General features: G+C 69.8%; 11 protein-coding genes. 2 read left to right on the forward strand and 9 right to left on the reverse strand.

Features of this window, described 5'->3' with window-relative positions; translation table 11 throughout:
* Positions 1 to 3: 3 nt before the first annotated feature.
* The 3 genes from AB1046_RS04285 to AB1046_RS04295 form a co-directional block, all read right to left on the reverse strand.
* Complete coding sequence (locus tag AB1046_RS04285; RefSeq protein WP_369372665.1) at positions 4 to 2,568, reverse strand: hypothetical protein; 2,565 nt, start codon at positions 2,566 to 2,568, stop codon at positions 4 to 6.
* A gap of 123 nt (positions 2,569 to 2,691) precedes the next feature.
* On the reverse strand, positions 2,692 to 3,984 hold the full coding sequence (locus AB1046_RS04290) for a phosphatidylserine/phosphatidylglycerophosphate/cardiolipin synthase family protein (RefSeq protein ID WP_369372680.1): 1,293 nt from the start codon (positions 3,982 to 3,984) through the stop codon (positions 2,692 to 2,694).
* A gap of 63 nt (positions 3,985 to 4,047) precedes the next feature.
* Positions 4,048 to 5,091 (reverse strand): tyrosine-type recombinase/integrase, encoded by a 1,044-nt coding sequence (locus tag AB1046_RS04295; RefSeq protein ID WP_369372683.1) that lies wholly within the window; start codon positions 5,089 to 5,091, stop codon positions 4,048 to 4,050.
* A 225-nt stretch (positions 5,092 to 5,316) separates the two neighbouring features.
* On the opposite strand from AB1046_RS04295, the gene AB1046_RS04300 reads away from it, so the two are divergent.
* The gene (locus AB1046_RS04300) at positions 5,317 to 6,471 is read left to right on the forward strand and encodes an alcohol dehydrogenase catalytic domain-containing protein (RefSeq protein ID WP_369372685.1); all 1,155 of its coding nucleotides are present in this window, start codon (positions 5,317 to 5,319) and stop codon (positions 6,469 to 6,471) included.
* Positions 6,472 to 6,570: 99 nt separating this feature from the next.
* Here AB1046_RS04300 and AB1046_RS04305 read toward each other — a convergent pair whose 3' ends face one another.
* The 5 genes from AB1046_RS04305 to AB1046_RS04325 form a co-directional block, all read right to left on the reverse strand.
* The gene (locus tag AB1046_RS04305; RefSeq protein ID WP_369372687.1) at positions 6,571 to 7,224 is read right to left on the reverse strand and encodes a TOPRIM nucleotidyl transferase/hydrolase domain-containing protein; all 654 of its coding nucleotides are present in this window, start codon (positions 7,222 to 7,224) and stop codon (positions 6,571 to 6,573) included.
* A 615-nt stretch (positions 7,225 to 7,839) separates the two neighbouring features.
* On the reverse strand, positions 7,840 to 8,241 hold the full coding sequence (locus AB1046_RS04310; protein WP_369372689.1) for a nuclear transport factor 2 family protein: 402 nt from the start codon (positions 8,239 to 8,241) through the stop codon (positions 7,840 to 7,842).
* Positions 8,242 to 8,284: 43 nt separating this feature from the next.
* The gene (locus AB1046_RS04315; RefSeq protein ID WP_369372691.1) at positions 8,285 to 8,680 is read right to left on the reverse strand and encodes an MmcQ/YjbR family DNA-binding protein; all 396 of its coding nucleotides are present in this window, start codon (positions 8,678 to 8,680) and stop codon (positions 8,285 to 8,287) included.
* 201 nt (positions 8,681 to 8,881) lie between these two features.
* On the reverse strand, positions 8,882 to 9,964 hold the full coding sequence (locus AB1046_RS04320; RefSeq protein WP_369372693.1) for a fatty acid desaturase: 1,083 nt from the start codon (positions 9,962 to 9,964) through the stop codon (positions 8,882 to 8,884).
* A gap of 62 nt (positions 9,965 to 10,026) precedes the next feature.
* A complete protein-coding gene (locus AB1046_RS04325) occupies positions 10,027 to 11,331 on the reverse strand; it encodes a histidine kinase (RefSeq protein WP_369372695.1) in 1,305 nt (434 codons plus the stop codon).
* Positions 11,332 to 11,433: 102 nt separating this feature from the next.
* On the opposite strand from AB1046_RS04325, the gene AB1046_RS04330 reads away from it, so the two are divergent.
* The gene (locus AB1046_RS04330) at positions 11,434 to 12,123 is read left to right on the forward strand and encodes a response regulator (RefSeq protein WP_369372697.1); all 690 of its coding nucleotides are present in this window, start codon (positions 11,434 to 11,436) and stop codon (positions 12,121 to 12,123) included.
* Between the two features lie 28 nt (positions 12,124 to 12,151).
* Here AB1046_RS04330 and AB1046_RS04335 read toward each other — a convergent pair whose 3' ends face one another.
* Positions 12,152 to 14,560 carry an ATP-binding cassette domain-containing protein gene (locus AB1046_RS04335; RefSeq protein ID WP_369372699.1) on the reverse strand — a complete coding sequence of 803 codons (2,409 nt, stop codon included), beginning with the start codon at positions 14,558 to 14,560 and terminating at the stop codon, positions 12,152 to 12,154.
* Positions 14,561 to 14,681 lie beyond the last annotated feature (121 nt).

Genomic DNA, 14,681 nt, shown 5'->3' on the forward strand with positions numbered 1-14,681 from the left:
TGTTCACCTCGGATTGAAGGGGAAAGCATTGATGACGCGGCCATCGTCTGTGACGATGGCTCGGATGCCGGTCTCGCCCTTGGTCCCGACGACGCGCCCCATGTCGATCTCAACCTTAAATGTGCCCGGCAGATTATTTGCTCTGAATACTGCGCCATCGGACCTCAATCCGGCAGCAACCCATCGTTGAATCTTGCTGATATCCGTCGAGTCAAATTTTGCCCACCGTCCCACGCTCGTCGACAGGTGCTTGTCCTTGACGAAGATGGTCCCCAGATCATCTGCTGCTGCAAAGGCTGCTTCCGATGAGACACGAAGGACGCTGCCGGATCCCACCTCGGTAGTCACAAGATGTATACCGCTCGTACTAGCGTCGGTCGCGTTGATTTGCGGGCTTGCGAGTCTCTGCCGTCGGGCTGCCCACCACGCCGAAGGATTCGCTATCAGGTCGTCGGCGGTGTTGCGGAGGATGCGACCCGTGGCGGCGCCCGCGAAGTTGCCCGGGGCGAAGGTCAGGGCGACGCCGAGGGTGTCGGCGGCGAGCTGGCCGGGTGTGGCTGTGGCGAAGTAGTCGCGGGTGGCCTGGTTGGGATCGCGGACGAAGGTGGCGATGCCGGCAGACTTGTCCAGTCCCCAGGTCAGGACGCCGGAGATGCCCAGGGCCAGGCCGAGGGATCCGCCCGAGAGGACGACCAGGGCGGCGATGCCCGCGCCGATGGCGAGCTGGGTCAGTAGGGGTTGGTCGTGCCACCAGTTCGCCAGGGCGTCGAGGACGCCCGCCAGCCACTGATCGGCCCCAGAGCTGGGGCCGCTACTGGGCATCGTGGGGAACTCGAAGTCCGGGTCCAGGGACGGGAAGTCCTCGGGGTCGAACGTCGGCAGGTCGCTCGGCAGGCCGGTCGGGAAGCCGCTCGGCAGGCTCGTCGGTAGATCTGTGGGCAGGTCGAGCGGCGGGAGCGTCGGAAGCGAGGGAAAGCCCGAGGGGAGCCCGGTCGGCAGATCCGTCGGGGCGCCGGAAGGCAGGTCGGGGATGGGGCCCAGCTCGAACATGTCGTTCGTGGAGGTGCCGATCTCGCGGGCCGTGGCGGGTGCGACGGCGAACACGAGCCAGCCCAGCGTGGCCAGGACCGCCACAGCGGCCAGTCGCCGGGCCCAGGGGTGGACGCGCGCCGAGGCGTTGTCATAGGCCAGCTCGCGCAACGCCCGCTGCCCGGAGATCAGCGCTGCGCCACGGGCCGCGGCAACCCGGCGGGGCTCGGGCACGCCGCCAGGTTCTGACCGACGTCGGGCATACCCAGCGATCGTTTGGGCGAGGTCACGCGGGACCACCCACACCAGGCTCGTGACCGCGCCCAGGACGGCCCGCACGACGGCGGGCGCTCCGGGCGCAGGCCGGGTGACCCAGGCGGGTGCGGCCTGTTCGGTGAGGTTGGCTGCGGGCCGGACGGCCAGGCGTGCGGCGTCGACCAGCAAGCACGCGACGACCAGGACCAGGAAGGCGGCGCTCCGGCCGTGCCCGTTGCCGAGCAAGGACCACGGGACCCGTAGCCACCACGGGATCGTCGTGGAGTCGGGGTCGAGATAGGCGGGGGTGTCGCCGTCGCCGGGCAGGGCGCTGAACAGCTCCAGGCCCGCGTTGTACATCGCGTGGTCGGCGACCGCCGACCACAGCACCACCACCGACAGGGCCGCCAGGGCGAGCCCGGTCGGCCGGCGGCGGGCCTGCCAGGCGGCGACCGCAAGCCCGACCACGGCGGTGACCAGCGCCGTCATGATGGCGTGCCCGCCGAACTGCGCGGCGGTGGTCGGCGCCAGCAGCATGTCGTCAGTGCTCATCGGTGCGGGAAGGGGGTACAGGCCGAAGTGAACGTACTCGGGCGGCAGGCTGCCGTCGGGAACCATCCCGAACATGGAGCCCAACCCTGCGTTACCGGTGGACAGGGCTGTCCGCCGTACCGCCTCCTCGACGGCGAGGAACGCGGTACCGGAGGCCACGCCGAGCAGGAGCCAGTCGATCGCCGCGAACCTGGCGACCCGCCGTGGCGCGAGCAGGGCCAGGACCACGACGGGCACGAGCTTGCCCGACTCCTCCACGATCCCGGCAATCGCCACCTGGGCGCCCGTCTCGTTGGCGGCGAGCAAGTCGATCTGCGCCACCTGCGCCGCCAGGGCGGTCGCCAGCACACCGATACCGACCGACCAGAGCACGCAGAGCGAGAAGAAGCGCAGGTACCCGGACCAGGTCAGGGTCTTGGTTCGCGCCAGCAAGAACCAGGCGATCACCACCCACAGGCAGCCGAGATACGCGCGCATTCCCAGACGCAGCTCGGGCAGGAACAACCACAGGCCCGCCAGCCACAGCAACGACACGACCAGCACCACGGTCCGGGCCACGGCCAGCACGCGGGCCAGACGAGGACGTTTCGCCAGCCACCGCGAGCGCCGCTCGGCGAGGTGCTGCCACCACTCCCGGCGTGAGGTGGAGGAGTTCGGGTCCGTGGTGGTGGTCGACGCCGGTGGGGGCGGTGGCGCAGCGTCGGGGGAGGTGTGCTCCACCAGTGACCCCATGCCGCACCCCTCGCCGCCCTGCCCCGTCCACGTGTGTGAGCACGTTATCGGGAGGTTCCCTGGTGAGCCAGGGGGCGGGCTCGTTCGGGGAGTGTTGCTGGCCGTCGTCGACGGACGCCGTGGTTACAGCAGCGGCCGGAGCGGGATGAGGAGGTATTCGCCGATCTTGGCGACGGCGCCGCGTTCTTCCCATTGCGCGAGGGTGAGCTCCTGCGCGTTGGAGAGGTCCATGTCGAAGATGTCTTCCATGCGGCCGGCGAGGCCTGGGTCGACGATCTCGAGGTTGACCTCGTAGTTGCCGGTGAGGCTGAGGCGGTCGATGTTGGCGGTGCCGATGGTGGTCCAGCGGCGGTCGATGGTCGCGGTCTTGGCGTGGACCATGGCGCCCTGGTACAGGAAGATCTTTACGCCGCCGCGTAGCAGGGAGGCGTACTGGCCGCGGGCGAGCCAGTCGGCGACGACGTGGTTGGAGCGGTGCGGGACCAGGACGCGGACGTCGACGCCGCGTGCTGCGGCGGCGAGCAGTGCGCTGTGGATGTCGTGGTCGGGGATGAAGTACGCCTGGGTGATGTAGATGTGGTGGGTGGCGCGGTCGATCGCGTCGAGGTAGAGGCCGCGGATCGGGAACACGAGCTGGGATGGTGCGTTGCGTGCTGCTTTGAGGTGGGGGAGCCAGGCCTCGGAGCCGATGTCGGGCAGGATCGGGTGGCGGGGCTTGCGGTGGCGGTTCCAGAAGTCGACGAACGCGTTGCGCAGCTCCCACACGGACGGCCCTTCGAGGCGTACGTGGGTGTCGCGCCACTGGGTGGCGTACAGGGCGCCGATGTTGTAGCCGCCGACGTAGCCGATCTGATCGTCGACGACGAGGATCTTGCGGTGGTCGCGGCCGGAGGTGCGGACGTTGAAGTAGGCCATGCCGGGGCGGAGCACGGGGAACCGCAGCACGTGCACGCTGGGCGGGTAGTCGAAGAAGGAGTACGGGACGACGAGGTTGGCGAAGCCGTCGACGACGACGTAGACGTCGACGCCGCGTGCGGCCGCGTCGATCAGCGCCTGCTTGAACTGCAGGCCGACCTCGTCCTTCTTCCAGATGTAGGACTCGAGCATGACGGTCCTGCGTGCGCCGCGGATCGACTCGAGCATCGCCTCGTAGAGGTCGGCGCCGTAGGTGTAGACCGTGGTGGCGGTCTCGTCGATGTGCTCGGTGAGCGGCTTCTCGGTCGGGAACTTCGCCGTCAGCGGGTGGCGGCGTCGTCGGACCATGTCGGTCACGGTGAGGGCGACCGCTGCCGCTACGGGTACGGCGGCCGCGACGATCGCTGCGCGGGTCGCGATGGTGCGTGCGCGCTGCATGAAGTCGATCGGGACGTCGAGCGTGAGCTTGGGGAAGTTACGGGGGATCTTGCGAGTTGCCACGAGCCCACGGTACCCGGTATCGAGGTTCTGGCCTGGGATATTTACGGGGTCTCAACGGCTGCGTCACTCGATGGCGGCCGCCAGGGGGTGGGCTCGGATGGCGGCGGCCAGCTCGCCCTCGATGCGGTCGAGGTAGACCCCGGTGGTGGCTATCGAGGCGTGGCCGAGGAGCTCGGCGACGACCTTGACGTCCCAGCCGTCGGCGACCAGGAGGGTCGCGGTGGTGTGCCGCAGGGCGTGCGGGGTGGCCTCGCGCTGGTAGGGCGCGGGCATGCGGGCCACGGCGCGGGTGAGCAGGGCGCGGATGGCCTGGGTGTCGATGCGGCGGCCGCGCCAGGACAGCAGGAGGGCGCGCTGGGCGTCGGTGTCCTGGGGGCGTCTGGCCGCCAGGACGGGGCGCAGGTGGGTGAGGTAGCCGTCCATGGCGCGGGCCAGGGGCGGGGAGAGGGTCACGGTGCGGGTGTTGCCGCCCTTGCCGCGGATGCGCCAGGTGGTGCGTTCGGGTTCGCGGGCGACGTCGTCGACGTCGGTGCGGGCGAGCTCCGAGACCCGGGGGCCCAGGACCAGCAGCAGCGCGACCACCAGGCGGTCGCGCAGGGCGAGGTCCTGGTCGGTGCGGGCCGGGGTGTCCGACGCGTCAGTGCTGAGCCCGGTGGTGAGCAGGCTGCGGGCCGCCCCCGCGGACAGGGCGGTGCGGGCGGTGCGCAGGGTGCCGCGCACCTTGGCCGGCGGGGCCGCCCACTGCATCGGGTCGGCCTGGACCCAGCACTCGCGGGCGGCATGGGCGAAGAACCTGGTGACCGACTGGCGGAACCGGTTGACGGTGGCGGTGCTGCGCCCGGGACCGGGTTTGCGGTCCGGGTCGGTGTAACGGGCATCCGGGGCGCGTTGGTAGCGCACCAGGACGCTGTCGACGTCGGGCCCCGTGACGTCGTCGAGGATGCGGTCGGGGCCGGTGAGCCGGCCGAACTCCGTGACGTCGCGGGTATAGCTGCGTGCCGTGGCAGGGGACAGGACCCCGCGGATGGTCTCGACCTCGACCGCCGCGAGATAACGACGGGTGGCTTCGGCGACGGTGATGCGCTCGAGGCGCGGAGGGGCGACCATGACCGTCACCCTAGGCGGCACCACTGACACTCCCGATTTGCCGGAATGCACCGCTGACCTGCGACGGAACCGGGACGGGTCGGACGTGCGGGTCACCGGGGCGACCCGCACGTCCGACCCGCCAAGCGGTCGGGCGCCAAGCTGTCGGCGAGCCAGGCGTTCACGAGCGGGCCCGGCTGCGCTCCGCGCTGAGGTCGAGTGAGGGACGCGTGGTTGAATCCGGTCGTGCGCGCGATCCTCTTCGACAAGTTCCAGGGCCCCGTCTCCGTCCGGGAGGTCCCCGACCCGAAGGCCCCCGACGGCGGGGTGGTCGTGCGGGTGCACGCCACGGGCCTGTGCCTCAGCGACTGGCACGCCTGGTCCGGGCACGACGCCGACATCACCGACCTGCCCCATGTCCCCGGCCACGAGCTCGCCGGCACGATCGCGGAGGTCGGCGCGGGCGTGACGGGATGGCGCGTGGGGGACCGGGTCACCGTGCCGTTCGTGAGCGGCTGCGGCACCTGCGAGTGGTGCCGCAGAGGTCAGGCGCAGGTCTGCCCGGACCAGACCCAGCCGGGCTTCACGCACTGGGGCTCGTACGCAGAGCTCGTCGCGCTGTACGCCGCGGACGCCAACCTCGTGGCGGTGCCCGACGACGTCTCCTTCGAAACTGCCGCGAGCCTGGGCTGCCGCTTTGCCACCGCGTACCGGGCCGTAGCCGGACGGGCAAAGGTGCAGGCAGGGGAGTGGGTCGCCGTCGTCGGGGCGGGCGGCGTCGGGCTCAGCGCGATTATGATCGCGGTCGCGCGTGGGGCACGTGTGGTCGCCGTCGACCGGTCCGCGGGTGCGCTGGAGGCGGCGGTTCGGGCTGGTGCCGAGCACACGGTGCTTACGGACGGCGGGCTTACGGACGGCGGGCTTACGGACGGCGGGCTTACGGACGGCGGGCTTGCGGACGGCGGGCTTGCGGGTGGTGGGCTTGTCGACGGCGGAGCGCACACGGGTGGCATCGACGTCCCCGCCGTCGTGCAGCAGCTGACCGACGGCGGCGCGCACGTCGCGGTGGACGCCGTCGGGAGCGAGCGGACCTGCGCCGACGCGATCGGGAGCCTGCGCCGCCAGGGGCGGCACGTACAGGTGGGTCTGTTCCCGCCCGTCGACGGCGGGCCGCGCGTGCCGATGGGACGCGTGATCGCCTGGGAGCTCGAGGTGCTCGGCAGCCACGGCATGGCGGCGGCCGACTACCCCGAGATGCTCGAGCTTGTCGCCTCCGGAGCGCTGCGGCCCCAGGACCTGCTCGACCGGGTGGTCGGCCTGGAAGAGGCGGCCCGGCTGGTGCCAACGATGGACTCCGCGCCGCGGGCCGGCATGGTGGTGCTCGACCCGCGCAGGGCGTGACCGTCTCGGACATGCCAGGCGTGCCGGTCGCCCGAGTGGCCGGTACGCCCGACGTCAGGAGCCTCGGGAAGCTCAGGTGGCCAAGGAGGTCCGGGGGCTTCAGGTGGCCCAGCGCAGCAGCGCGTCGAGCGGCGCCGGCACCCGGTCCAGCGGGAGCACCTCGGCGAGGCGGCGCCCGTATCGTTCCTTGCGGCCGCCCTTGGAGCCGATGAAGCGGTGCAGGTGCTGGGTAGTTGTGCGGTCCCGCTGAGCCGGCTGGCCCTGCAGCCGTTCGAAGCTGCGCAGCTCGCCCTCAGCGTCGATCAGGGCGAGGAACCCGTCGATACCGACGGCACGGATCAGCTCGTCCTCCAGGTCCCGGTCGCAGCGGAAGAAACCGAGCTCCGTCAGGGGAGTGGTGGCGTCGAAGGGGCGCAGACCGACCCGGTCGAGGCCCTTGATGACGTAGCGCTCCTCGGCGGCGTCGTACAGGCCGCCCAGCCGGACGCTGCGGTCGCCGGGCGGGGGATCGGCCGGTGCCTGGTCGGCCTGTGCCTGGTCAACCAGGGAGTGATCAACCGGTGGTCGATCGACGAGCGCGAGGAGGTGGTGGCCGATGTTGGTGATGCCGCCCATCGCCACGACCTGCACGCCGAGGTCGGGGAGGGGGAGACCCCGCCGGGCGGCGAGCGTCTCGACCGCTGCCCGGTCGCTCTCGCCCTCAACGAGCACCACGCTGCGGGTCGAGGCGGCGAGGATTCCGACGAGATTCATGGTTCCCGGATCGTAAGCCTCAGGCAAAGGCACGGACCGCATGGTTTTCGGGGCTGCTACCGTGTTGATCCCATTTGATACTGGAAGACAGTGTGTTGTGCTATACACAGTGCTTTAGACGAGTGGGGCTCTGTGGTCGGGGTAGGGGCGCAGCCTGAGCGGCGTGCACGCGGGATATCAAGAGGCGTGCGCAATGAGGCCGTGAGTTCGGTCGAATGCACGGCACGGCTCGTGACTTCGGTCGGTTGCTCTGAGATCGGTCAATCAAACGACCGATCTCAGAGCAACCGACCGAAGTCAGGCGGCATTGGATGCAAGTGACCGAACTCGACCGCCGATTGAAGCTCAGTGAGCGCGAGTGCCCAGCGAGCATTCCTAGAAGCTTTGGCGGCCTCAGGGCCTGCCGTTTTTAGGGCCCGGCGTCGCAACGTGGACTATGCCGCAACAAATATGCCGCAATGAAGTGGCCTGGATGCTCTTGTCCATACCGTCTGTCGACAACCCGGGAGCGGGCCCCAGGCCAACTTCCTCGCTGTAATGACATAATGTGCATTATCGGTTGAATGGGGAGTCGGCGGGATTCTGCGGGAGATTGCCCAAGTGCGAACCTGTGGGTCAGCTGGCGTGCGGTTCGTGTCCGTCTCGCTGACGTGGTGCGAACGGCCATTCCTCGAAGGCGGCGCAGCGTTCGTCGTCGTCGAACGTCAGGACCCACAGGTCACGCCAGCGACCGTTGGACCCGTCGTCGCCGCTGTACTCGACGTTCACCCGGACGATCGCCGTCGAACCATCCACAGCGATTACCTCGCTGGACATCGTGAACGACTCGTCCGGGCCGTCACGCTCGGCCTCCCAGAACTCCGTCAGCGCAGGCAGTCCCACGATCGGCGATGCCCAGGGCGACGGCAGGTACGACGCGTCAGCCGTGAACAGGTCCGACAGGCCGGCCGTTCCTGCCGTCCGCCAGAGCCGTTCGTAGTCGCTGACCCAGGTCTCGACCGTCGTGCGGTTCGTCATGTCACGACACTACTCAGCCTGCCTCAGCCCAGTCCGGCCCGCCTCAGCCCGGACGCTCTGTCGCGTCGGCTGCGTCCGGCCGGCTCACCTGGTCAGTGAGATTCTGCGGCGCCTGGATGCAGTACGAGTCGGTGAGCAGCTCGGTCAGCTCCTCCCAGTCGGTGCCCTCGTCCAGCACCATCCCGACGACGTTGCTCCCCCAGTCCGCCTTGAAGTACTGCGGACCGAGGTGCTGGAACGCCTCCACCTCGTCGGGCTCGGCGCGGAAGGTGACCCGGATCAGGCCGTCCTCTCCCCCGAACACGTGTGCGATCGTGGCCTGCCGCACCTGCCAGGCCACGCCGGTCCAGGCGTCCTTCTCGATGCACTCCGGCAGAGGCTCGAGCACGGCGGCCAGCCGCAGGACGACGTCGACAGGGACGGTTGCACGTTCGCTCACGGCAGGAGTCTCGCACCCGCCACTGACACGACCATCGCCACCGACCAGTCCAGCCCGAGCTCCCGCGCCCGCACCCTCACGCTGACGCTGATCACCGGACATCAGCGCGCACGGCGCAGGGGACGACAGAAGGGGCCTGACCGACGACGACGTCGGTCAGGCCCCTCCCCCGCCACTTGGCGCAGAGCTACAGGTGCAGAACTACCGGTACCGCGCCGCGATCGGGCAGTCCATCGGGTCCGCATAACCGAGCCCGACCCGGTTCAGGTAGCTGACGATGATCCCGTACGACTCGAACAGGCCGGTCTCGGTGTACGGGATGTCCCGCTCGGCGCAGAACTGCTGCACGATCGGGCGCACCTGGACCAGGTTGACGCTGGGCATCCGCGGGAACACGTGGTGCTCCACCTGGTAGTTCAGTCCGCCCATGGCCCACGCCACGAAGCGCCCGCCGCGGATGTTGCGCGACGTGAGCACCTGGCGGCGCAGGAAGTCGATCTTGAGGTCCTTCGGGAGCAGCGGCATGCCCTTGTGGTTCGGGGCGAACGTCGCACCCATGTAGACGCCGAAGGTGGCGAGCTGCACCACTAGGAACGCGGTACCAAGGGCCGGGCCCAGTGTGAGGAACACCAGCGTCGGGAACCCGATGATCCGGATGGCCAGGAGCACGCTCTCCACGGCCCGGTGCTTGACCCCCGGCACCGTGAGGAGGGTCTCGGCGGACTTGAAGTGGAGCACGGGGCCGAACAGCGCGAGCATCGGGAAGAACAGCCAGCCCTGGCGGCGGGTCACCCAGCCCATGAACCCGGTGCGCCCGATCTGGTCGCCGGGCACGAACACGAGCGCACCGGTCTCGATGTCGCCGTCCTTGCCGATCACGTTGGGGTTGCCGTGGTGCTTGTTGTGCTTGCGGGTCCACCAGCCGATGCTGAGCCCGACCACGAGGTTGCCGATGATCCGCGAGAACCAGTCGTTGCGGCTGCCAGAGGCGAAGATCTGGTGGTGCCCGCCGTCGTGGGCGAGGAACGCGCCCTGGGTGAACACGACACCGAACAGCACGGCCACCGCAAGCTGCCACCAGGTGTCCCCGAGGGTGAGCAGCAGCGTGAACGCGACCGCCAGGCCCGCCGCGACGGCGATGGTGCGGCCGACGTACCAGCCGATGCGACGACCCATCAGGCCCGCGGCAGTGGCACGTTCGACCAGCTCGAAGTAGTCGTTGGTCTGCGGGTTGCGGGCCGTGCGGCGTTGGCCGGCCGGGCGTGGCGGGGCTTCGGTCGTCATAGGTGTCAACCTAGGAACCGGGCCGCGACCTGCGCGTCCCCCGCGGGAGCCAACCTGACCCCCTACGTGAGTAGTGGGTCGGTGTCCTCGACGACGGGGAGGGTGGCGGTGAGCTCGAATCCGCCGTCGGGGGTGGGGCCGGCGGTGACCCTTCCGCCGACGGCGGCGACGCGTTCGCTGATGCCCGCCAGGCCGAGGCGCGCGCCCGGTGTGGGTTCCTCGTCGCGTGCGGGTGGTGTGTTGGTGACGCGGACCCGCAGGTCGTGCGGGTCGTCGGAGATGGTGACGGTCACGGCGGATCCTGGGGCGTGGCGCAGGGCGTTGCTCAGGGCTTCCTGGACGACGCGGAACCCGGTGAGGCCGATGGCGTCGGGCACGTGTGTGTCGGTGCCGGTGTAGGTGATCTCGACGCCGGAGGCGCGGGTGGACTCGATGAGCCCGGCGACGTCGGACAGGGTGGGCAGCGGGGCGGTGGGTGCGGTGTCGTGGCCGCGCAGGACGCCCAGCAGGCCGCGCATCTCGCCCAGGGCGCGCCGGGAGGAGGCTGCGATCTCCTCGAACTCCTGCTGTACGGCCTCGTCGAGGCCGGGCTGGCGGTAGCGCGCGGTGGTGGCCTGGACGGTGATGACGGACATGCTGTGCGCGACGACGTCGTGCAGCTCGCGGGCTATCCGGTTGCGTTCCTCGAGCTCTCGGCGGCGGCCGGCTTCGGCGACGCTGAGCCGCTCGGCCTGTTCCATGCGGACGACGCTGAGGATCCAGAGGCGCATGAGGACGCCGACCAGGGCGATGCCGCCGCTGAGCGAGACGAGCACTACGCCGTTGGCGACGGCGGACTCTCCGGCGTCGTCCACGATCAAGGCCGGGGCGAGGACGGTGAGCATCGCCCCGGCCGACCACAGCGACGCGGCCCAGTACCAGGAGTGGCGCAGGGCGAGCACAAGCACGGTCAGGCAGTGTGCGAGGAGCACGGTGACGGGCCAGGGCCACGGCCATTCGGGGCCGGCGTCTGCCGTCACGACCATCAGGGCCAGGGCCGCCGGGATGGATGCGCCGAGCCCGGCCCACGGCCAGCGCACGGCCAGGATCACGGCGGCGCAGTGCACGAGGGTCCAGGCCATCGCGGGGGCGGGATGGGTGTCGTACCCGGATGCCGTGACGGGCCAGCCGACGGCGACGAGCGCGACGGCGGCGATCGAGACGACCGTCCACATCCAGATGACCTCGCGGCGGGCGATCGAGAAGGTGGTGAGGTCGAGGCGGGTCAGAGAGCGCAGCCGCCAGTGCCGCGGCCCGCGGCCGCGTGCGGCCGCGCCGCGTGACAGTGCCGCCTCGTGCAGCGGTGCCGCGTTGCTTGGGTGGTTCATCCTCTGCAGGTTATGCGGTATAGGACGCCTTGCGCGTCCCCCGGGAGAGCGAACCGCCGTCATACTTTCGGCTTCCTTCTCGGTGTCGGCTACTTTGGTCCCATGCCGCCAGGACCCGACGTTGCCGAGGGTTCGATCCGGGTACTGATCGTCGACGACCAGTCGATGATCCGTGCCGGCTTCGCGGCGCTCCTGGACGCGCACGAGGGGATAACGGTCGTGGGCACGGCCGACGACGGCGCCGGGATCACCGAGGTCGTGCGCCATACGCAGCCCGACGTCGTGCTGATGGACATCCGGATGCCGAAGGTCAACGGGCTCGACGCGGCCCGCGCGATCCTGGGTATGCCCGGGATCCCGCCGAAGGTGATCATGCTGACCACGTTCGACGCCGATGAGTACGTGTTCTCGGCGCTACGGGCGGGGGCGAGCGGGTTCCTGCTGAAGGACTCCCCGCCCGAGGAGCTCACCCACGCGGTCCGGATGGTCGCGGCGGGCGAGGCGCTGCTGTCCCCGAAGATCACGCGGGCGCTGATCGCCGACTATGCGACGCGCCCCACCCTGCCGTCCTCGCCCGACGCGACGCTCTCCACGCTGACCGAGCGGGAGCTCGACGTGATGAAGCTCGTCGCCGCCGGGCAGTCGAACGCCGAGATCGCCGCCGATCTGGTCCTGGCCGAGCAGACGGTCAAGACGCACGTCTCGCGCATCCTGAACAAGCTCGACCTGCGCGACCGGACACAGATGGTGGTCTGCGCCTACGAGTCGGGGCTGGTGCGCGCGGGGCGCTGATCGTCGTCCGGCCCGACGCCGCGCAGGGTCACGCGCCGACGTAGTCCGCGAGGTGCTCCCCCGTCACCGTCGGCTGCCCCGCCCTTGCCTGCGCCACGAGATCGGCGGGTGTGCCCTCGAAGACCACGCGGCCGCCGTCGTGCCCCGCGCCAGGACCGAGGTCGATGATCCAGTCCGCGTGCGCCATGACCGCCTGGTGGTGCTCGATCACGATGACCGACTTGCCCGACTCGACGAGCCGGTCGAGCAGGCCGAGCAGGTTCGCGACGTCGGCCAGGTGCAGGCCGGTGGTGGGCTCGTCGAGCACGTAGACGCCACCCTCACGAGCCATCTCGACGGCGAGCTTGAGCCGCTGCCGCTCTCCCCCGGACAACGTGGTCAGCGGCTGACCGATGCCGAGGTAACCGAGGCCGACGTCGGTCAGGCGCTCCAGGATCTTGTGCGCGGCCGGAACGGGCGCGGGACCATCCTTGGCGAAGAATGCCGTGGCCTCGGCCACCGGCATCGCGAGCACCTCGCTGATGTCCTTGCCGGTCTCGCCGGCGCTGCCGGCCTGGCCGCCGCCGAGCGTGTAGACCAGGGCCGAGGCGTCGAACCGCTTGCCGCCGCAGTCCTCGCAGGTGGTGGCCACGGTGTCCATGAAGCCGAGCTCCGTGTAGATCACGCCTGCGCCCTTGCAGGTGGGGCAGGCGCCCTCGGAGTTCGCGCTGAACAGGGCCGGCTTGACGCCGTTGGCCTTGGCGAACGCCTTGCGGATCGGGTCCAGCAGGCCCGTGTAGGTCGCGGGGTTGGACCGGCGTGATCCCTTGATCGCACCCTGGTCGACGGTGACGACGCCGCCGTCGTCCGGGAGCGAGCGATGGATCAGCGAGCTCTTGCCGGACCCGGCCACGCCGGTCACTACGGTGAGCACACCGAGCGGCACGTCGACGTCGACGTCGCGCAGGTTGTGCGTGCTGGCCCCGCGGATCTCCAGCGCCCCGGACGCCGTACGCACCGAGTCCTTGAGCTTGGAGCGGTATCCGAGGTGCCGGCCGGTGAGGGTGTCGCTCTTGCGAAGCTCCTCGACCGTGCCCTCGAACTGGATGGTGCCGCCCGCCGACCCGGCGCCAGGCCCGAGGTCGACCACGTGGTCGGCGATCGCGATGGCCTCCGGCTTGTGCTCGACGACGAGCACGGTGTTGCCCTTGTCCCGCAGCTCGACCAGCAGGCGGTTCATGCGCTGGATGTCGTGCGGGTGCAGGCCGATGGTCGGCTCGTCGAAGACGTACGTGACGTCGGTCAGCGCCGAGCCGAGGTGCCGGATCAGCTTGGTGCGCTGCGCCTCTCCCCCGGACAGCGTGCCCGAGGGCCGGTCGAGCGAGAGATATCCGAGGCCGATCTCGTCGAACTTCTCCAGCTGCAGCTGCAGCCCCGCCAGGAGCGGGCCGGTGGCCGCGCCGTCGTCGGTGGTGGCGAGCTTGCGCACCCAGGCGGCCAGGTCGCTGATCTGCATGGCGCACGCGTCGGCGATGTTGATGCCGTCGATCTTCGACGAGCGCGCCGCCTCCGCCAGACGGGTCCCGTCACACTCCGGGCAGGTCACGAACGTGACCGCCTGCTCCACGAACGCCCGGACGTGGGGCTGGAGGGACTCGACGTCCTTGCTGAGCACCGACTTACGGATCTTCGAGACAAGGCCCTCATAGGTGATGTTGATGCCCTTGGCCTTGATCTTGGTGGGCTCCTTGTGCAGGAAGTCGTGCAGCTCGGTCTCGCTGTAGTCGCGGATCGGCTTGTTCGGGTCCAGGAAGCCCGACTCGGTGTAGCTGGCCACCATCCAGCCGTCGGCGTTGTAGCCGGGGATCTTGATCGCGCCGTCGGCCAGCGACAGCGAGTCGTCGAAGAACTTGGTCAGGTCCAGGTCGGAGACCTGGCCGCGGCCCTCGCACTTCGGGCACATGCCGCCGTGGTAGACCTGCTCGCGCACGATCGTCTTCTCGCCCGTGGACGAGGTCATGACCCCGCTCGCCTTGCGCGCCGGGACGTTGAACGAGAACGCGATCGGCGGCCCGACCTGCGGCTGCCCCAGCCTGCTGAACAGGATGCGCAACAGCGCGTTCGTGTCCGTGACGGTGCCGAGCGTGGACCGCGGGTTGGCCCCCAGCCGCTCCTGGTCGACGACGATCGCCGTGGTCAGCCCGTCGAGCTGATCCACCTCCGGCCGGTCCAGGGACGGCATGAAACCCTGCACGAACGCGCTGTAGGTCTCGTTGATCATCCGCTGCGACTCCGCGGCGACGGTCGCGAACACCAGCGAGCTCTTGCCCGAACCGGAGACGCCCGTGAACACGGTCAGCCGGCGCTTCGGGATATCAAGGCTGATGTCCTTGAGGTTGTTCTCGCGAGCGCCCTGGACACGGATGAGGTCGTGGCCGTCGGCGGGGTGGATGTCCATGACAGCCACACTAGGCGGCCACCGGCGAGCGCCGCTTCTCGATATCTGATCGGTTGCGGGTGATCTGAGTTGTGGGTGTTCTGTCCGGTTGTCGGTGCCCCTAGAGTTGCGCCGTGAATGA

The organism is Promicromonospora sp. Populi (assembly GCF_041081105.1).
Lineage (GTDB): Bacteria > Actinomycetota > Actinomycetes > Actinomycetales > Cellulomonadaceae > Promicromonospora.